This window comes from Dyella mobilis (assembly GCF_016904945.1).
Lineage (GTDB): Bacteria > Pseudomonadota > Gammaproteobacteria > Xanthomonadales > Rhodanobacteraceae > Dyella_B > Dyella_B mobilis.
In genome coordinates this window covers 1,466,664-1,486,477 of sequence record NZ_JADIKF010000040.1, presented here as the reverse complement: position 1 = coordinate 1,486,477, position 19,814 = coordinate 1,466,664, and the positions used below count along the sequence as shown (strand labels likewise).

Genomic DNA, 19,814 nt, shown 5'->3' with positions numbered 1-19,814 from the left:
TGCGATTCGAGCGCAACGTTTTACGAGTTTTTGACTACAAACCCAGCCTCTATGCGCCTTCCCGAGGGGGCCTTGTGCCCCCTACCAGCGGGGAGTAGGGTCGAAGCTGTCACGACGCCTCACCCGTCGTGGCCTATCGACTGAATCATGCGCATACCTACCCACTTCCCGTTTCCCGTGTCCTGCAAGCAGGGCCTGGGAGCGTGGCCATGCGCGCGATTTGCTTCTGTTCGCGGACGTAGCCGTACGCCCGCAGCCTTACCGCGAGGAGGTTGAACCATGTTCGAAGATCAGCAGCGTGATGCTGTCGAAGCCTTTATGAAAGCCGACGCTGAATTCCGTCGGCTTTATCAACATCATCGGGAACTCGACAGCAAGGTGCACGATGCCGAAATCGGCGTGCTTCCCATCGACGACGCGACTCTTTTAGGGATGAAGAAAGAAAAGCTCTACGCCAAGGAAAAGCTCCAGCGCATGTGGGACACCCGAACGCCTCGCATCAACTGAATCTGCTGATTTTTATCTGACGCACGGCCCCGGCGCGTAAGCTGCCGGGGCCGATTCGTTTCCGCCACGGGTTGCCGGGTCTCTGCAGGGCACGAGGGGCGGCTCGCCGGGCCTCGTTCCCGTTATGATGTCCCTTCATATCGCACCGCCAGCCCTGCCTACGGAGTTTTCATGACGGTCAACGCAAGCGTTCTCGAACTGATCGGAAACACGCCCATGGTGCGTGCCCAGCGCCTGGATACCGGGCGTTGCGAGCTGTTCCTGAAGCTCGAAAGCGCCAATCCGGGCGGTTCGGTCAAGGATCGCATTGGCCTGTCGATGATCGAGGGCGCCGAAAAGGCCGGCAAGATCAAGCCCGGTGCGACCCTGGTCGAAGGCACGGCGGGCAACACCGGCCTTGGCCTGGCGCTGGTGGCGCAGGCCAAGGGGTATCGCCTGATCCTGGTAGTGCCGGACAAGATGAGCCGCGAGAAGATCTTCAATCTCAAGGCCATGGGTGCCGAAGTGGTGCTGACGCGCTCGGATGTCGCCAAGGGCCATCCGGAGTATTACCAGGACATGGCCGAGCGCATCGCGCGCGAAACGCCCGGTGCGTATTTCATCAACCAGTTCGGCAACCCGGACAACCCCAAGGCGCACATCGAAACCACCGGCCCGGAAATCCTGCGCCAGATGGATGGCAAGGTGGACGCCGTGGTGGTGGGCTGCGGCTCGTCCGGCACGCTCAGCGGATTGTCCAAATATTTCGCCGAGGCGTCGCCCAATACGGAGCTGGTGCTGGCCGACCCGGTCGGTTCCATCCTTGCGCAATACATCAATGAGGGCGTGCTCTCCACCAAGTCCGGCAGCTGGATGGTCGAAGGCATCGGCGAGGATTTCCTGCCCAGCATCAGCGACTTCACCCGGGTCAAGAAGGCCTACGCGATTTCCGACAAGGAAAGCTTCCTCGCGGCGCGCGAACTGCTGGCGAAGGAAGGTGTGCTCGGCGGTTCGTCCACCGGCACTCTGCTGGCTGCCGCGCTGAAATATTGCCGCGAACAGACCGAGCCCAAGCGCGTAGTCACCCTGGTCTGCGATACCGGCAACAAGTACCTGTCGAAGATGTACAACGACTACTGGATGCTCGACAACGGCTTTATCGATCGCGAGCAGCACGGCGACTTGCGCGATCTGCTGCTGCGGCCGTTTGCGCGGCGCGATACCGTCGTGGTCGGTCCGAACGAATTGCTGATGACCGCCTACACGCGCATGAAACTCTATGATGTTTCACAGCTGCCGGTGATGGATGGCAATCGCCTGGTCGGCATTCTCGACGAGTCAGATGTGCTGATGCACGTGCACGCCCATGAGGAACGCTTCCGCGATTCGGTGTCCACCGCCATGATCAGCGACCTGCAGATGCTGGACGTGCGTTCGCCGATCGAATCCCTGTTGCCGGTATTCGAGCGCGGCCACGTGGCCATCGTGATGGACGGCGAGCAGTTCCTGGGTTTGATCACGCGTATCGATCTGCTGAATTACCTGCGTCGTAAAGTGCACTGAGTTTCTTGTTTTGCTCCTTCCCTGCTGGCGGGGGAAGGCTGGGACGGGTAGGGTTTTTACCGGTATTCATGGAACGCCGTCGGAATGAACCGACGGCGCGAAAGCCGGTCGAAAGCGGCAAGCCGGCAAAGTCGCCGGCTACATCGAAGCACCGTGCTTCGCATTGCTCGTTGCAAAGGAATATCGCCCATGTGTGGAATCGTCGCCGCCACCGCCCAGCGTGATGTCGCTCCGCTGTTGATCGCCGGATTGAAGGCACTGGAATACCGCGGTTACGATTCGGCCGGCCTGGCCGTGCTGGAAGCGGGGCAGGTTCGCCGCGTACGCGCCAAAGGCAAGGTGCGCGAGATGGAGGCGTTGTACCAGGCCGATCCGTTCCCGGGCGGTACCGGCATTGCGCATACCCGCTGGGCCACGCACGGCGTGCCCAACGAAGTGAACGCGCACCCGCACGTCATCGGCCGCGTGGCCATCGTCCACAACGGCATCATCGAAAACTATGCCTCACTGCGCACGCATTTGCAGGCCCAGGGTTACGTCTTCACCTCCGAAACCGACACGGAAGTGATGGGAGCGCTGATCGACGTCCATCTCGGCAAGGGCATGAGCCTGCGCGAAGCCGTGCTCGCCACGGTGCGCGAGCTCGAAGGCGCCTATGCCATTGCCGTAATGTGCCGTGACGAGCCGGGCCGCGTGGTGGGTGCTCGCCGTGGCGCACCGCTGCTGGTCGGCGTAGGCATTGGCGAACATTTCCTGGGCTCGGATGCGCAGGCACTGGTGCAGGTCACCAACAAGATCCTCTACCTCGACGAGAACGACGTGGTGGAGATTACGCGCGAAAGCGTGCAGGTCTATACCCTGGACGGCACGCCGGTCGAGCGTGAGGTGCACGAAAGCGAGCTCTCTGCTGACGCAGTGGAGCGCGGCGAATACCGCCACTACATGCAGAAGGAAATCTTCGAGCAGCCGCGCGCCGTGGCCGACACGTTGGAGGCGCGCATCAATGCCCACGGCGTGCTGCCCAATGTGTTTGGCGTAGGCGGCGACGAGCTGCTGGCGAAAGTGCAGGGCATGCACATCATCGCCTGCGGCACCAGCTATCACGCCGGCATGGTGGCCAAATACTGGATCGAGGAATACGCGCGGCTGCCAGTCAGCGTGGAAGTGGCCAGCGAATATCGCTACCGCGAGGCCGTGGTGCCGCCAGGCACTTTGTTCGTCGCCATTTCGCAATCCGGCGAAACCGCCGACACGCTGGCGGCCATGCGCGAATCGCGCCGTCGCGGGTACCTTGGCACGCTCGCTATCTGCAACGTGCCCGAGTCGTCGGTGGTGCGCGAGGCCGACCTGAAGCTGATGACGCGTGCCGGCCCGGAAATCGGCGTGGCGTCGACCAAGGCGTTTACCACCCAGCTTTCCGCGCTCGCGCTGCTTGCCCTGCACCTGGCCAAGCATCGTGGCCTGGAAACGCCGCGCTACCACGATCTTTGCGCGCAGCTGTTGCGTTTGCCGCGCGCGATCGACGATGCCTTGAAGCTGGAGCCGCAAATCATCGAGCTGGCCGAGCGGTTCGTGCACCGCCATCACGCCTTGTTCCTTGGCCGCGGCGCACACCATCCGGTGGCGCTGGAAGGCTCGCTCAAGCTCAAGGAAATTTCCTATATCCACGCCGAGGCCTATCCGGCCGGCGAACTCAAGCACGGGCCGCTGGCGCTGGTCGACGAAGACATGCCGGTAGTCGCCGTGGCACCAAACGGCCCGCTGCTGGACAAGCTCAAATCCAACCTGCAGGAAGTGCGCGCCCGCGGCGGCGAACTGATCGTGTTTGCCGACAGCACGGCGCAGATCGACGGCAACGCCACCCGCGGGGTCGTGCTTCGCATCGACGGTGGCGGCGAGTTCATCGCGCCCGCCGTGTTCACTGTGCCCTTGCAGTTGCTCGCTTATCACGTTGCCGTGCTGCGCGGTACCGACGTCGATCAGCCGCGCAATCTGGCGAAGTCAGTTACGGTGGAATAGTTTTCAACGGGGATAAGGTAATTACTGGATCGTTTTATTTCGTGATGCCAGCCTGCAATGCCGATGGCTGCGGACCGGGGAGCCCAGTCCGAAGCAAGGTCGTTATATGCAAATGAGTCGAGCAATTGACCGTGCTGCCGTTTTATTCGCAGCTGGCACGTGTTTGGCAATGGGGTTTCGCTCAGGGCGGCGCCAATGCATAGGCACATATCGACGATGCAGGGCATGACCAATTTCAGACGCAATCCACTAAACGAAAAATTTTCAAATTTTTTGGAGCATAGGGAGCTTGTGATTGTTGTCGCAATCGCGCTTGCAGTTGCCGGCTGCGCTTCTGGGCCAACTGATTTGAGGGTTGAGCCAAGGTCGATAGCGCAAAAACTCGGCTTGCCGGACTGCAAAGTGTCCGTTCCGTTGAGCCAGGCCGAGGTCATCGACGATGCGAAAAGAGTTGGTAATCCGAATCCGGAGAGGAATCAGGATTGGATCGAGATCACTAAGAACTTTCAGCCTGGGGATGAATTGCGTGCAGTGAACTGTTTGAGCGCAGCTCGATCAAAAGACGTTGGCGATCCGTACTATTACGCTTTGATTCGCAACGACGTCATTGTTCTCAAGTTTCACGTCGGTTTTTTCAATTAGCGCCCATGGTGCGCGCCACGAAGCGGCGCCGTAAGTCGCCGGAAAAAATGGCGAAGGCTCAAAGTTCAATACTTCCTGATGCCCAATATAAGGAGATTTGCGTGAAGCCAATGCTGTCGAGGGTGATCTTTTACGTACGCGACGTGAGCCGGCTGCGTTCGTTCTATCAAGAACACCTCTCTCTAGATGTCTGCGAGGAGATCGAAGGCGAGTGGGCGGTATTGAAAGCCGGAGATATTGAATTGGCGCTGCACCGGGTGGGAAAGCCCTATCGGGAAATGGAGCTGCAAAGCACGGCTTCCAATGTAAAGATTGTTTTCTCGGTCGAGTCGGGCCTGGTCGAGCTGCGCGAGAAGCTGGTGGGCAAGGGTGTGCGCATGCGAGAGCTGAAGCGCTATGGCGGCTTCCCTTATTTGCTTTGCGACGGCGAGGATCCGGAAGGAAACGTCTTTCAGTTGTCGCAGGTCTGTGACGCCGAAACGCCGGCATAAAAGCCGGCAAACACTTTAGCGCCTGTTTTTTGCTGCAAGTTTTCCCAGGCGCAGCAGTGCCCGGTCGAGAGTTTCGCTCCACGGCAATCCGCAACTCAATCGCAGGCAGTCTGCATAGTCGCCTCGACTGGAGAACAAAGTGCCGGGCGAAGTGCCGATGCCTTCGGCCAGTGCGGCTTCGAAGGTGGCGTAGGTGTCGATGTCCTGTGGCAGCTGCAGCCACAGGGATAATCCCCCGCTCGGATTACAGGTGCGTGTTTCGGCCGGCCAGTAGCGAGCGATGCCTTCGCGCAGCCGTTGCGCATTGTCCGCCAGCGCCTTGCGCAGGCGGCGCAGGTGGCGTTCCAGATCGTGTCGCTGCAGGTAATGGGCGAGTGCAAGCTGCTGCAGGCTTGCACCGCCCACCGTGGAAAAGTATTTGGCGCGCACCAGCGCGTCGGTCCAGTCTGCGCCGACTATCCAGCCCACGCGCAAACCCGGCGGCAGAATTTTCGAAAACGAACTGCACGTCACCACGATGCCGTGGCGGTCCAGACGGCGCAAAGGAGACGGCCGTTGCCCGGACCACGCCAGTTCGCCATAGATGTCATCTTCGATAACGATGGTGCCGTGCCGTGCACAGCTGGCCAGCAAGCTTCGTTTGGCGTCGTCGCCGGTCAAGCTGCCGAGCGGGTTGTTGAAATTCGGCACCAGCACCGCGGCACGTACCTGGTGTTTTTGCAGGAGCTGATCGAGACGCTCGACGTCGATGCCACGTTCGGGGAGATTCGGTACCTCCAGCACTTTCAAGTGCAGCGCGGCAATAGCCTGCAGGATGCCGTGGTAAGTGGGGGATTCCACCAGCACCACGTCACCGGGCTGAGTCAGGGTGCGCAAGGTCAGGCTGATCGCTTCCATCGCCCCGGCAGTGATGACGATTTCATCCGGGGATACCGACGCACCGAGCTGGGCATAGCGCTGCGTGATCTGTCGCCGCAATGCCAGATGGCCTTGCGGCGGGGCGTAGTCGAGCGCCGCCAGCGGCGCGTGCCGCAAGCAATGTGATAAGGCGGCCGTGATTCCGGACTGCGGCAATAACTCCGGAGCCAATGTCGCGCTGTGCAACGGCAACAAGTCGTCGCGCGAGAGCATGTCCAGCACGTCTTGCAACATCGGGTTGCTTACCGCGCCCGGTGCGCGTCGGCGGGAGGGGCGTGTCGCGGGTGTTGCCGTGGCGGCGGCCTGCACGAAGTAACCGGAGCGCGGCCTTGCCTGCGCGATCCCTTCGCGTTCCAGTTGCAGGCAAGCCTGTACCGCGGTCGCTGCGCTTACGCCATGGCTGCTGGCCAGTTGCCGAATCGATGGCAGCCGTTCGCCGGCGCGCAGCGCGCCCTGTGCGATCTGCGTGCGCAACTGGTCGGCCAGTTGTTCGTAGAGCAGCATGACGGCATCTCATCTGTACTGGTCAAAATTCATCATATCTGAATCTGTATTGGTTGCGAGAGCGGGCGTAGGCTGATCTTCACCGCAAGAGGAGATGCCATGACCCCGATCTCACACACCGATCCGGCCCGTGCCGCGCTGGGTCGACTGCTGCTCGGCGAGTTGCTGATCGGTTCGGTTGGCGTGTTTGTGGCGGAGAGCGGCCAGGACGTGGTGACAGCCGTGTTCTACCGTTGCCTGTTCGGCGGTTTGTTTTTGCTTGCCTGGGGATTGGCGCGCGGCCATCTGCGAGGTGTGCTGCAAGACCGTGCGTTGTTGCGCGGAGCCCTGTTCAGCGGCGTGCTGCTCGTGCTCAATTGGGTAGCGCTCTTTGCGGGCATGGCGCGTTCGTCGATCGGCGTGGCGACCATGGTGTATCACTTCTATCCGTTCGTGATGCTGATACTCGCGACCGTGTTGCAAGGTGAGCGAACGCGTCCGGCGGATCTGCTGTGGGTGCTGGTGGGGTTTGCCGGCGTGGCGTGTTCGGCTGATCCTTTGCGGCTGTGGCGCCATGCCGATCCCCATTATCTTGCCGGCATCGGCCTGACCTTGCTGGCGGCGGTGCTCTGCGGCACCTCTTTGTTGATGTCACGGGAAATCGGCAAGCAACGTCCGTTTGCGCTGGTCATGATCCAGTGCTGGGTTGGCGTTGCCATGCTGGCCGGATTTTCCAGTCCGCAGGTTTTTCATCTTGGCTGGCACTGGGGCTGGCTGCTTGGCCTGGGCGTGATCCACAGCGGCATTGTGTATGTGTTGTTCTATTCGTCCTACTCGCGCTTGCCGGTGGTGACGATTGCGGTGATGGCGTTTGTCTATCCGCTGGTGGCGTTGCTGCTGGATTTCCTGATCTACGGGCACCGGTTGGTGCCGGTACAGATGGCGGGTCTGGTGCTGATCGTGCTGGGTACGCTGGGTGTCAATCTGAAATGGGTGCCGTGGCCCATGCGCAAGCAGCAGGTGTGTGCGTAGTCGAGGCGTCAACTTCCGGTATCTAGCGTTCGCGGCCACCAGGCCATCACCTCATCGACGATGTCGGTGACTGGCTGGGTGGCCGAAAGCGTCAGCACATTTGCTTCGTCGTGGGGCGGTTCCAAATCGTCGAACTGGCTGCGCACCAGGGAGGCGGGCATGAAATGTCCGGGGCGATGAGTGACGCGTTGCGTGGCTTCCGCTTCGCTCAGTGCCAGGAAGACGAAGCCGATGTAGGGAATACCTTGCTGCAGCGTTTCGCGATAACTTCGCTTGAGTGCCGAGCAGGCCACGACGACGTGCTGTGTCGTGGCAAGGCGTTCGTTGGCGGCTTTTACCAGCAACTCGAGCCAGCCCTGCCTGTCCTCATCGTTGAGCGGAATGCCTGCCTGCATCTTCTGGACGTTGCGTGCGGGATGGAATTGATCGCCTTCGATCATGGTTGCACCGGAACGCGAGCAAAGGGCCTGAGCAACGGTCGATTTGCCGGAACCGGACACGCCCATGACAACCAGGGCGCGCATGTCATCGGGCGCGTGACTCTCGCCTGAGCTAAATGGCATAGCGCCGACCGGCGTCGTCATTGCACCAGCGGCGAGGAAGCGGCATCGAGCTCGACCCCTTGCAACTGCGCCTTGCCGGCGATCACGCGCACGTATTGATGGATGGCCAAAGTCTCGGCTTCCCGACGCAGATCCTCGGCAACGCGTTCGCGGACGTGCTCGAAGGGCAGTTGCACGCCGGGAATGCGTTGGTCCACCGCTACGATGTGGAAGCCGAAGCGGGTCTTTACCAGTCGCGGCAGCACGCCCAGTGGCGCATCCTCGAACAGCGCCTGCTCGAATTCGGGCACGGTGGCGCCGCGCTGCAACTGGCCCAGCTCGCCGCCGAGTTCGCCGGATGGGCAGTTGGATTGGCTGCGTGCGCGTTCGGCGAACAGCTCCGGTTGTGCGCGAAGCTCGCCCAGCATGGCTTCAGCAACGGCACGCATGGCAGGGACCGATGTACCGGGTGTGATCTGGAGCAGGATGTGGCGCGCGGATACCAGCTCGCCGCTGCGATAGCGCGGCAGATGCTGCGCGTAGTAACGCCGGCAGGCAGCTTCGTCGGGATCGGGTACGTGGACCTCTTCCGCCAGTACGCGCTCGATGGCTTGCTCCACCAATTCCGGCGCAGCATCGTCATCGAGCCAGCCGCGCATCACTGCATGCTGGCGCAGCAACTCATGCGCGGCGGCCAGTTGTGGCGAGGGCCAATCCTGCTCCTGCACTTCGACACCATTGACCAGGATCGTCACGTGCGCACCTCGCGTTTGCGTGTACGCACCAGTTGATACGGGCGGAACAGATAGGCCAGGGTGCCGACGCCGCTCCAGATGTGCACCATGCGGGTAAACGGCGAGACCAGGAAGATGGTGAAGCCAAGCAGGATGTGAACGCGGTAAACCCAAGGAACTTGTAGCAGAAGTCCGGCGACGCCGCTCTGGAAGGTCACGATGCCCTTGACGTAGGTGGTGAGGATTTCGAACTCGGCACCGTCCACGTGCTGCGCCGACAAGGGCACAGTGATCAGGCCAAGCAGCAGTTGCAGCCACAACATGAAGACGATGGTGAAATCCCACTTGCGGCTGTTGCGGCGAATGCGCGGATCGGCAATCCGGCGATAGATCAGCATGCTCAGCCCGATGATCGCCACCACGCCCGCGACACCGCCGCCTACCATGGCGAGCAGTTGGTGCTGCGAGGGATTCAAGGCCCAATCGATCGCCCAGTGCGGCATCAGGAAGCCGAGGAAATGTCCCATTACCACTACCAGGATGCCGTAGTGGAACAGGTTGGAGCCGATGCGCAGGGCACCGGCGCGCAGCAGCTGCGAGGAGTCGCTTTTCCACGTATACGGTTCGCGGTCGAATCGCACCAGGCTGCCCAGCAGCAGTACCGAGAGGCAGATGTATGGATAGATGCCGAACAGGAAGAGTTGCAAGCCGGTGGTCGCGTTCATGTCAGTCATCCTGTGGATCAGGTCGGGCGTTGCGCGGTGGACGTCTGGACGGGCGGCTCGAAAGCCGGCCGTTCTTCCCAGCTCTTGTCGAGGTCTTCCGGTGCCGGAATCGGTGCGTGCGGATCGAGTCCCTTCACTCCGGCGATATCCAGCAAGGCAGCGAAAACAGCGGCGTAGTGGCTTTGCTTGTGCAGTAGTCGGTTACCGATGGCGCGCAAGATGTGCGCGCAATCGGCCAGGGTTTCGCGCACTTCCGCCGCATCGCGACAGCTCAGGTATTCCAGCAAGACGGGGAGATGGTCGGGCAGCTCATTGCCCAGCGGCTCCAATCCCGCATCCAGGTAGCGCTGGCGCAGGTCGAGCATGGCGGGGCCGCGATCCCTACCGTCGCCATGTACGTGCTCGAACAGGTTCAGCGTCGTGCTGCGACCACGATCGAACAGGTCGACGTAACGGGCTTCCGCGTCATACGGATCGGTGCGATGCAGATCGCCGACCAGCGCCAGCAACTCCTTGCGCACGGTGGGTGAGAGACCACGCGCGGCACGGATGACCTCGTCGATCTCCTTCCATGCATCGTGCAAGGCCTGGTCGGGATAGGTAAGCAGCGCGGACAGGGCACGCAGCAACATGGCTTGATCGCCGCGCATCTCAGTGGTCGTCCAGTATGCGGATTGGGATGATCTTGCGGCGACCCATACGCCCACCGAACAGGCTGGATTCGGTTTCCACCCCGTCGCAACCGTTGCCGAAAGAGAAGCCGCAGCCGCCACGCAACGCGTAGGCGTTTTCAGCTTCTTCGCGATGCGAGGTGGGAATCACGAAGCGGTCTTCATAGTTGGCGATGGCCAGGTAGCGGTGCATCGCTTCGACGGTCGCGACATCCAGCCCATGTTGTTGCAGCAGGGCTGGGTCCGGCTGATCGCCGAGTTGCAGCGCGCGGAACCATGCGCGCATGGCCAGCAGGCGTTTCAGCGCGCTACTGACTGGCGCTTCGTTGCCGGCGGTGAGCAGGTTGGCCAGATAGCGCACCGGAATGCGCAGCGAGTCGACATCCGGCAGGCCATCCTTGCTGTCGATCGCGCCGGCATGCGCATGCGCCTGAATCGGCGACAGCGGCGGCACGTACCAGACCATGGGCAAGGTGCGGTATTCCGGATGCAGTGGGAAGGCGATCTTCCACTCCACCGCCATCTTGTAGGTCGGCGATTGCCTGGCTGCTTCCAGCCATGCTTCAGGCACGCCATCCGCCAACGCCTGCTGCTGTACCTGTGGATCGTTGGGGTCGAGGAAAACGTCAAGTTGCGCCTGGTACAAGTCGTGCGGATTTTCCACCGCCGCCGCGTCGGCGATCCGGTCGGCATCGTAAAGCAACACACCCAGGTAGCGGATGCGCCCCACGCAGGTTTCCGAGCACACTGTCGGCATGCCGGCTTCGATGCGCGGATAGCAGAAGGTGCATTTCTCGGCTTTGCCGCTGGTCCAGTTGTAATAGATCTTCTTGTAAGGACAGCCGGAGACGCACATGCGCCAGCCACGGCATTTGTCCTGGTCGATCAGCACGATGCCGTCTTCTTCGCGCTTGTAGATCGAACCGGAAGGGCAGGACGCCACGCAGGCTGGATTGAGGCAGTGCTCGCACAGGCGCGGCAGGTACATCATGAAAGTGTTTTCGAACTGGCCGTAGATGTCCTTCTGCACGGCTTCGAAGTTGTAGTCGGCACTGCGCTTGTCGAACTCGCCGCCGAGGATTTCCTCCCAGTTCGGCCCCCACTCGATCTTCTCCATGGTGCGCCCGCTGACCAGCGAGATCGGGCGCGCCACCGGTGCGGTCGGCAGTTCGGGTGCTGTCTGCAGGTTTTCGTAGTCGAAGGTGAAGGGCTCGTAGTAGTCGTCGATCTCAGGCAGGTGCGGGTTGGCGAAAATCTTCGCCAGCACTGCCAGCCGTCCACCTTGCTTGGGTTGCAGCTTGCCATTGGGCTTGCGCACCCAGCCGCCGTGCCAGCGTTCCTGGTTTTCCCAGTCCTTGGGATAGCCGACGCCGGGCTTGGTTTCAACGTTGTTGAACCAGGCGTATTCCATGCCCTTGCGCGAGGTCCATACGTTCTTGCAGGTGACCGAACAGGTATGGCAGCCGATGCACTTGTCCAGGTTCAGCACCATCGCGATTTGCGCGCGGATCTTCACGTGTTTCTCCCGTCAGGCCGAGCGGCTTTTGAGTTGTGCTTCACGGTCTTCGCGTTGAACCCTGTCCATCCAGTCCACCTTGGCCATCTTGCGCACGATCACGAATTCGTCACGGTTCGAACCCACCGTGCCGTAGTAATTGAAGCCCCAGCTGAGCTGGGCGTAGCCGCCGATCATGTGGGTGGGCTTGAGCACCGTGCGCGTCACCGAGTTGTGGATGCCGCCGCGCATGCCGGTGATTTCCGACCCGGGCACATTCACGATCTTCTCCTGCGCGTGGTACATCATCACCATGCCTTCCTGCACGCGCTGGCTGACCACGGCGCGCGCAGCGATGGCGCCATTCACGTTGAACAACTCGATCCAGTCGTTGTCGACAATCCCGGCACGCTTCGCATCGGTTTCGGACAGCCAGACGATCGGGCCGCCGCGCGATAGCGTGAGCATGATCAGGTTGTCGGTATAGGTGGAATGGATGCCCCACTTCTGGTGTGGGGTGATGAAGTTCAGGGTCAGCTCCGGATTGCCGTTGCTGCGCTTGCCATACAGCGCAGCGACCGAACGGGTATCGATCGGCGGGCGATAGAGCGCGAATCCCTCGCCGAAGTCGCGCAGCCAGGGATGATCCTGGTAGAACTGCTGCCGGCCGCTAAGCGTGCGCCAGGGGATCAGTTCGTTGATATTGGTCCAGCCGGCGGTGTAACTGACATGCTCGCTTTCGATGCCAGACCAGGTGGGTGAGCTGATGATCTTGCGTGGCTGCGCCTGGATGTCGCGGTAGCGGATTTTTTCATCTTCGCGTGTTTCGGCGAGATGGCGATGGTTGCGGCCGGTGATGCGCGACAAGGCATCCCAGGCTTTTACGGCCACCTGGCCGTTGGTTTCCGGCGCGAGGTACAGGATCACCTCGGCCGCATCGATGTCGCTCATGATCCGCGGCCGGCCTTTGGTGGGGCCGTCTTCCACCGTGTAGTTCAACGCGGCCAGGCCGCGCACTTCTTCTTCCGTGTTCCAGCCGATGCCTTTGCCGCCGTTGCCCAGTTTTTCCAGCAGCGGGCCGAGGGAGGTAAAGCGTGCGTAGGTGGCTGGATAGTCGCGTTCGACGAAGACGATATTGGGCGCGGTCACGCCGGGAGTAAACGGGCATTCCCCTTTCTTCCAGTCGCGCACTTCGAAGGGTTGCGCCAGTTCGCCGGCGGTGTCGTGCAGGATCGGCGTCAGCATCACATCCTGTTCCACACCCAACTGGTTTTCCGTCAGTTCGGAAAAGCGCTTGGCAATCGCCTTGAAGATTTCCCAGTCGCTGCGCGATTCCCACACCGGATCCACCGCCGCCGACAGCGGATGGATAAAGGGATGCATGTCGGAGGTGTTGAGGTCGTTCTTCTCATACCAGGATGCGGTGGGTAGCACGATGTCCGAGTAGAGGCAGGAGGTGGACATGCGGAAATCGAGCGTCACCACCAGGTCCAGTTTTCCTTCCGGCGCTTGCTCGTGCCAGACGACTTCTTCCGGCTTGTGGCCGCCTTCTTCGCCCAGGTCCTTGCCTTGCAGACCGTGCTTGGTGCCGAGGAAGTGGCGCAGGAAATACTCGTGTCCCTTGCCGGAAGAGCCAAACAGGTTGGAGCGCCAGATGAAAAGATTGCGCGGGAAGTTGACGGGATTGTCCGGATCTTCGCAGGCCATGCGCAGTTCGCCCGATTGCAGCGATTGGGCGACATAGTCACGCGGCTCCATGCCGGACTGCTTGGCTGCGCGCGCAACGTCAAGCGGGTTGCGCGCCAGCTGCGGCGCGGAAGGCAGCCAGCCCATGCGCTCCGCCCGCACGTTGCAGTCGATCAGGCTGCGGCCGTATTTGCCGCGCGGTGCGAGGGGTGACAGCAATTCATCGACGTCGAGTTTTTCGTAGCGCCATTGATCCGAATGCGCATAGAAGAACGAGGTGCCGTTCATGTGGCGCGGCGGACGCACCCAATCCAGCGCGAAGGCGAGCACGCTCCAGCCGGTTTGCGGGCGCAGTTTTTCCTGTCCCACATAGTGCGCCCAGCCGCCACCGGAAACGCCGATGGTTCCGCACAGCATCAGCATGTTGATGATGCTGCGGTAGTTCATGTCCTGGTGGAACCAGTGGTTCATGCCGGCGCCGATGATCACCATCGACCGCCCGCGCGTTTTCTCGGCATTGGCGGCGAAGGCGCGCGCCACGCTGATGGCATGCTCCGCGGATACGCCGGTGATCGCCTGCTGCCACGTAGGTGTGTAGGGGATATTGTCTTCGTAGCAGCTGGCGCAGGCACCGCCGAGTTTGCGGTCAAGGCTGTAATGCGCGCACAGCAGGTCAAACACCGTGGCGACCATCAACTCGCCATCGCGGGTGGCGACACGGCGTACCGGCGTGCGGCGCAGCAGTACGTCGCCATCCTGTTCGTTATGCGGGAAATGTTCGTGCGGCGTACCGCCGAAATAAGGGAAGGCCACCTCGAGTACATCGTCGCTATGGTCGATCTGGCTCAGGCTCAGTTCGATCTCGCTTCCGTCCGCAGCCTTCTGCTCGAGATTCCATTTACCGTGATCCGGACTGTCCTTGCCCGGCCAGCGGAAGCCGATCGCACCTTGTGGCACGACCAGCTTGCCATGTTGGTCGAAGCCGACGGTTTTCCACTCGGCGTGGCCGGGGCTGCCCAGCGCATCGGCAAAATCGCCGGCGCGCAGATAGCGATCCGGAATCCAGTGTTCGCCATCGCGGCGCAGGGTGACCAGCAAGGGAAGGTCTGTATAGCGTCGACAATAGTCCTGGAAATAATCGCTCTGGCGATCCAGGAAGAACTCGCGCAGGATCACGTGGCCCATCGCCATCGCCAGCGCCGCGTCGGTGCCTTGCCGCGGATGCAGCCACAGGTCGGACAGCTTCGCCACTTCCGAATAATCGGGAGTGACGGCGACCACTTGCGTGCCGTTGTAGCGGGCTTCGACGAAGAAATGCGCATCGGGCGTGCGCGTTTGCGGCACGTTCGAGCCCCAGGCGATGATGTAGCCGGCGTTGTACCAGTCGGCCGATTCGGGCACGTCGGTCTGCTCGCCCCAGGTCTGCGGGCTGGACGGGGGCAGGTCGCAATACCAGTCGTAAAACGACAGCATGGTGCCGCCGATCAGTCCGAGGTAGCGTGCGCCGGCGGCGAAAGAGACCATCGACATCGCGGGAATGGGCGAGAAGCCGATCACTCGATCCGGACCATGCTGCTTGATGGTGTGAACGTTGGAAGCGGCGACGATCTCCAGTGCTTCTTCCCAGTTGGCGCGCACGAAGCCGCCAAGGCCGCGCGCGGCTTTGTAGTCGGTGCCTTGCGGATCGGCCATTAATGCCGCCCATGCATCCACCGGGGCCATGTTTTTGCGTGCTTCGCGCCAGCGCCGCAGCAGACGGCCGCGGATCATCGGGTACTTCAGGCGATTGGCGCTGTACAGATACCAGGAGTAGGAAGCGCCGCGCGAACAGCCGCGCGGTTCGTGATTGGGCATGCCGGGGCGGGTGCGCGGATAGTCGGTCTGCTGGGTTTCCCAGGTGACGATGCCGCCTTTGACATAGATCTTCCAGCTACATGAGCCGGTGCAATTTACGCCATGGGTGGAGCGCACGATCTTGTCGTGTTGCCAGCGGTTGCGGTAACCGTCTTCCCATTGGCGGTTCTCGGCGCGGACTTCGCCAAGTCCGTTCGCAAAAGGCTCGCGGCGCCGCGAGAAGTAGCGCAGGCGGTCCAGGAAGTGACTCATGCAAATCTCCAGGCGATGCGGCGGTGCTCAGGACTGCGGGTTGGCTTTGCGTCCGCGGATGTCCATTTGGCGCACTTCGGTGAAATAGATCAGGATCAGCGACACCCACACGATGCCGTACAAAAGCATGAAGGCGCTCGAGCGAATGCCGAGCAGATCCAGCAGGCCACCCCACAGGATCGGCAGCAGAAAGCCGCCCAGGCCGCCGGCAAGGCCGACGATGCCGGTAACGACGCCGAGCGAGTCGGAAAAATCATCGCCGAGATATTTGAAGGTCGACGCCATGCCAAAGGCCAGCGCGACGCCCAGCACAAACAGCAGCGGCGTGAAGGTCCACAGATTCAGTCCGATGTGGAAGCTGGCCGGTCCGCGGATGGTCTGCACCACCATCTGCGTTTGCGGATAGGAAAGCAGGAACAGGGCGATCCACGCCAGCCACAACACCCACCAGGTCAGCGCGTGCGCACCGACGCGATCGGAGAGCACGCCGCCGACCGCACGCAGCGCGCCGGCGGGCAGCGAGAAGCTGGCCGCCAGGGCAGAGGCCATGGCGATGCCGAGTCCGTATTCGCCGGAAAAGTATTGCGGCATCCACAGCGACAAGGCGGTAAAGCCGCCGAAGGTCAGCGAGTAATACTGGCAATACTTCCACACGCGCGGATCGCGCAATACTTTCATCTGTTGCGCAAAGCCCGGCGGCTTCTGCTTGCCGCCAAGCCCCGGGTCCGGCGCGGAAAGCAGCCAGAAGATCGCCGCGGTAACCAGCAATGCGATGGCGTAGATGTGCGGTACGGCGCGCCAGCCCCACCTGTCCACGATAATCGGTGCCACAAACATGTTGAGCGCGGCGCCGCTGGTGCCGGCACCGAAGAAGCCCATGGCAAAGCCGCGCCGGTTGGCGGGAAAGAAGCGTGCGACATAAGGAGTGCCGACTGCGAAGGAGGCACCCACGGCGCCAAGGCACAATCCGATGGCGAGGAATTGCCACAGTTGCGTGGCATAGCTCACCAGCCACACCGGGATGGCGGCGACCACCAGCAGGATGGTCATTACGCTGCGGCCGCCGAAGCGGTCGGTCCAGATGCCCAGCGGCAGGCGCAGGGCTGCGCCGCTCAGCACAGGAGTGGCGGTAAGAAAGCCGAACTCGGTGGCGTTGAGATTGAGCTCGTGGCGGATGGGAATGCCGATGACGCCGAAGGCCATCCAGACCGCAAAACACGTGACGAACGCAAACGTGCTGACGAACAACACCCTGTACGCGGCACTCATACCCTCTCCCTTGAGTGTTTTGTCGCCACAACGCGCCCGCCGCAGCCAGACGGTGCGGCCAGTCCTTGGAACCTGTGTTCGTGCAACGTGCGAGATGGCAACGACAACTCGCCTGGCGCACCACAATACGTAGAGCGCGCGGGTTTGTCTTCGCTGCCTCGAAGAATTATGGAGCGCTCGTTAGCGCAAGGTGACGCCGCCGTTAACGTCTCGGCACCGCATTCCCACGTGCCGAGTTTGCCTTTCCGTGGATGGCTATTCTTTGGTGGCGAGTGCCTTGTTCACCCGCAATGCGATCAGTGTGCAGGCCACGCCGGAGAGCAGATACACGCTCACTGCGACCAGGCCGAAGCGCGTGGACAGGCCAAGCGCTATCAGCGGCGCAAAGGCTGCGCCGAGCAGCCAGGCAAAGTCGGAAGTCAGCGCGGCACCGGTGTAGCGAAGCCGGATCTCGAAATTCGACGTGACGCTGCCCGCGGCCTGACCATAGGAAAAGCCCAACAGCAGGAAGCCGATGATGATGAAGGCATCCTGCGCCGCCTTGCTGCCGCCCAGCAGCCACGGCGCAAACAGCGCGAATACTCCGATCAGCGCAGCCGCCGTGCCGAGGGTGGTGCGGCGGCCGATGCGATCGGCCACCAGGCCGGAGGCGATGATGCCGATGATGCCGGCGAAGGCGCCGATAATCTGCACACCGAGCAGCTCATCGACCGACTGAGTGGTACCCAGTGCGATCCACGACAGCGGGAAAATCGTGATCAGATGGAACAGTGCATAGCTGGCGAGCGAGGCGAAGGCACCCAGGAAAATGTTGTAGCCCTGGCGCTGGATCATGGCGATGATGCCGATCGGCGCCAGCTCGCGCTCTTCCATGGCGCGGGTGTATTCCTCCGTCACCACCAGGCGCAGGCGCGCAAACAGCGCCACGACGTTGATGGTGAAGGCCACGTAGAACGGATAACGCCAGCCCCAGTCGATGAAGTCGCTGTTCGTTAGTTCGGTGCGCAGGAACAAGAACAGCCCGCCGGCGATGAGGAAGCCGATCGGTGCGCTGAGCTGACCGAGCATGGCATACCAGCCGCGCCGCTCTGGTGGCGTATTGAGCGCGAGCAGGGACGGCAGGCCGTCCCACGAGCCGCCCATGGCGAGCCCTTGCAGCAACCGGAAGAAGGCCAGCAGGCCAATCGCCCAGCCGCCAATGGTATTGAAACTGGGCAGGAACGCCATGCCGGCGGTGGCGCTGCCGAGCAGGAACATCGCCATGGTGAGCTTGGTGCCGCGGCTCCAGCGCCGCTGGAAGGACATGAACAGCGTGGTGCCGAGCGGGCGGAAAATGAAGGCCAGCGAGAAAATCGCGAACGACAGCAGCATGCCGTTGAGCGGGGTTTCGAAGGGAAAGAATACCGATGGAAACACCAGCACGCAGGCAATGCCGAATACGAAGAAGTCGAAATACTCCGCGGTTCGTCCCACGATGACGCCGACGGCGATTTCGCCGGGTGCCAGTCGGGCATGGGCGTGAATACGCCCCAGGTCTTCCGGGGTGAAGCCGGCGGGTTCGCGCTGATCCTCAAACGTACTGGACATCGTCGTTGCTCGGATAGGGAGATGCGGCGGCCACAGCATGGCACCGTTGCGACGTCAAGGCTAGGGGCCCGTTCGCGGCGTCGTGGCGTTTGGGCCCGCATCGGCACGGCCATGCGGACCCCATACATCCTGCACACGAAGCATTCATGGGTCGACTTGGCATCATGCGCGGCAAATCGAACGAGCCCTGCACATTCCGGCAGCGTCCCTCCCGCTGGGGGATGACGCGGCGTTGCGCGCTCGACGAGAGGTCGTGACAAGCACGTGGCAGGCAGGCGAAATGCCGCAGTGCGATGCCTCGGGTGCTCGAACCATTTGCGTGCTGCCCATTGATCGGCGTACCTTGTTCGCACAGCAGTACCCCCCCCTTTTTCACTCGGTTGCGTCGGTCGTGTCCATGAAGACTCTCCGCGGACTGCTACTGCTAGCCCTGCCCCTGGCCTTGTCTGGGTGCCACACGGTGTTGATGTCGCCGTCCGGTGACGTCGCGCTGCAGCAGCGCAATTTGATCATCACCTCGTTCGTGCTGATGCTGCTGATCGTGGTGCCGGTGATCATCGCCACCCTGGTGTTCGCCTGGCGATATCGGGAATCCAATCACAAGGCGCACTACGACCCCGAGTGGGATCACTCCACCATCGTGGAACTGATGATCTGGTCGGCGCCGCTGCTGATCATCATTGCGCTGGGCGCGATCACCTGGGTCAGCACGCACAAGCTCGATCCCTACCGCCCGCTTGATCGCATTGCGGCGGGGAAGGCGGTGCCGGCGGATACCAGGCCGCTGGACGTGGACGTGGTTGCGCTCGATTGGAAGTGGCTGTTTATCTACCCCGAGCAAAATCTGGCGGTGGTAAACGAGTTGGCGGCGCCGGTGGATCGGCCGATTCGCTTCCATCTCACGGCCTCCACGGTGATGAATTCGTTCTTCATCCCTGCGCTGGCCGGGCAGATCTACGCCATGCCGGGCATGCAAACCACGCTGCAAGCGGTAATCAACAAGCCGGGCGACTATCAGGGCATGTCGGCCAACTACAGCGGCGATGGCTTCTCGTACATGAACTTCATCTTCCATGGCATGAGCGAGGATGATTTCGCCAAGTGGGTGGCGCAGGCCAAGAGCCATGGCGGCATGCTGGATCAAGCTACGTACACGACGCTGGAAGCGCCCAGCGAAAAGGATCCGGTGCACTACTACGGCAGTGTGGAGCCCGGACTATACCGTTCCATTGTCAATCGCTGCGTTCACCCTGGTCCCGACTGCATGGACATGCTTCGCATGCCGGGGCCTGGCGGGGGCGGTGAGGCATCCGCTTCGACCGACAGCCATGCGGCCATGCCGATGGCTCATCCGCAGTGAACTCA

The 19,814-nt window shown here is 61.8% G+C and carries 16 protein-coding genes; 7 read left to right on the top strand and 9 right to left on the bottom strand.

Annotated elements, in window-relative coordinates:
* Window positions 1–279 precede the first annotated feature (279 nt).
* The 5 genes from ISS99_RS22890 (at window position 280) to ISS99_RS22870 (ending at window position 5,201) form a co-directional block, all read left to right on the top strand.
* Window positions 280–507, top strand: coding sequence for an HP1242/YdcH family protein (locus tag ISS99_RS22890; protein ID WP_204633896.1), 228 nt, complete (start codon window positions 280–282; stop codon window positions 505–507).
* Between the two features lie 171 nt (window positions 508–678).
* The gene (locus ISS99_RS22885; protein ID WP_204633895.1) at window positions 679–2,049 is read left to right on the top strand and encodes a pyridoxal-phosphate dependent enzyme; all 1,371 of its coding nucleotides are present in this window, start codon (window positions 679–681) and stop codon (window positions 2,047–2,049) included.
* Window positions 2,050–2,238: 189 nt separating this feature from the next.
* Complete coding sequence (glmS, locus tag ISS99_RS22880; protein ID WP_204633894.1) at window positions 2,239–4,068, top strand: glutamine--fructose-6-phosphate transaminase (isomerizing); 1,830 nt, start codon at window positions 2,239–2,241, stop codon at window positions 4,066–4,068.
* Window positions 4,069–4,293: 225 nt separating this feature from the next.
* A complete protein-coding gene (locus ISS99_RS22875; protein ID WP_204633893.1) occupies window positions 4,294–4,710 on the top strand; it encodes a hypothetical protein in 417 nt (138 codons plus the stop codon).
* A gap of 101 nt (window positions 4,711–4,811) precedes the next feature.
* Window positions 4,812–5,201, top strand: coding sequence for a VOC family protein (locus tag ISS99_RS22870; protein ID WP_204633892.1), 390 nt, complete (start codon window positions 4,812–4,814; stop codon window positions 5,199–5,201).
* A 15-nt stretch (window positions 5,202–5,216) separates the two neighbouring features.
* On the opposite strand, the gene ISS99_RS22865 is transcribed toward ISS99_RS22870, so the two are convergent.
* Complete coding sequence (locus ISS99_RS22865) at window positions 5,217–6,623, bottom strand: aminotransferase-like domain-containing protein (protein WP_204633891.1); 1,407 nt, start codon at window positions 6,621–6,623, stop codon at window positions 5,217–5,219.
* 99 nt (window positions 6,624–6,722) lie between these two features.
* On the opposite strand from ISS99_RS22865, the gene ISS99_RS22860 reads away from it, so the two are divergent.
* Complete coding sequence (locus ISS99_RS22860) at window positions 6,723–7,634, top strand: DMT family transporter (protein WP_204633890.1); 912 nt, start codon at window positions 6,723–6,725, stop codon at window positions 7,632–7,634.
* Between the two features lie 8 nt (window positions 7,635–7,642).
* Here the strand turns inward: ISS99_RS22860 and ISS99_RS22855 are convergent, their stop codons facing one another.
* The 8 genes from ISS99_RS22855 to ISS99_RS22820 all read right to left on the bottom strand — a co-directional run bounded on the left by ISS99_RS22855 (window position 7,643) and on the right by ISS99_RS22820 (window position 18,449).
* Window positions 7,643–8,158, bottom strand: a complete 516-nt coding sequence (locus tag ISS99_RS22855) for a gluconokinase (protein ID WP_239538312.1) — start codon at window positions 8,156–8,158, stop codon at window positions 7,643–7,645.
* 56 nt (window positions 8,159–8,214) lie between these two features.
* Window positions 8,215–8,931, bottom strand: a complete 717-nt coding sequence (locus tag ISS99_RS22850; protein WP_204633888.1) for a peptidylprolyl isomerase — start codon at window positions 8,929–8,931, stop codon at window positions 8,215–8,217.
* Window positions 8,928–9,635, bottom strand: coding sequence for a respiratory nitrate reductase subunit gamma (gene narI, locus ISS99_RS22845; protein WP_204633887.1), 708 nt, complete (start codon window positions 9,633–9,635; stop codon window positions 8,928–8,930). The genes ISS99_RS22850 and narI overlap by 4 nt, the downstream gene beginning before the upstream one ends.
* A gap of 17 nt (window positions 9,636–9,652) precedes the next feature.
* The gene (narJ, locus tag ISS99_RS22840) at window positions 9,653–10,267 is read right to left on the bottom strand and encodes a nitrate reductase molybdenum cofactor assembly chaperone (RefSeq protein WP_204633886.1); all 615 of its coding nucleotides are present in this window, start codon (window positions 10,265–10,267) and stop codon (window positions 9,653–9,655) included.
* A 19-nt stretch (window positions 10,268–10,286) separates the two neighbouring features.
* Window positions 10,287–11,822 (bottom strand): nitrate reductase subunit beta, encoded by a 1,536-nt coding sequence (narH, locus tag ISS99_RS22835; RefSeq protein ID WP_204633885.1) that lies wholly within the window; start codon window positions 11,820–11,822, stop codon window positions 10,287–10,289.
* Between the two features lie 12 nt (window positions 11,823–11,834).
* The gene (locus ISS99_RS22830) at window positions 11,835–15,593 is read right to left on the bottom strand and encodes a nitrate reductase subunit alpha (protein ID WP_204633884.1); all 3,759 of its coding nucleotides are present in this window, start codon (window positions 15,591–15,593) and stop codon (window positions 11,835–11,837) included.
* A 27-nt stretch (window positions 15,594–15,620) separates the two neighbouring features.
* Window positions 15,621–16,862, bottom strand: a complete 1,242-nt coding sequence (locus ISS99_RS22825; RefSeq protein WP_204633883.1) for an MFS transporter — start codon at window positions 16,860–16,862, stop codon at window positions 15,621–15,623.
* Window positions 16,863–17,117: 255 nt separating this feature from the next.
* The gene (locus ISS99_RS22820) at window positions 17,118–18,449 is read right to left on the bottom strand and encodes an MFS transporter (RefSeq protein WP_204633882.1); all 1,332 of its coding nucleotides are present in this window, start codon (window positions 18,447–18,449) and stop codon (window positions 17,118–17,120) included.
* Between the two features lie 397 nt (window positions 18,450–18,846).
* Between ISS99_RS22820 and cyoA the strand changes: the two genes are divergently transcribed.
* Window positions 18,847–19,809: a ubiquinol oxidase subunit II gene (gene cyoA, locus ISS99_RS22815; RefSeq protein ID WP_204633881.1), complete on the top strand. Its 963-nt coding sequence runs from the start codon at window positions 18,847–18,849 to the stop codon at window positions 19,807–19,809.
* Window positions 19,810–19,814: the final 5 nt, after the last annotated feature.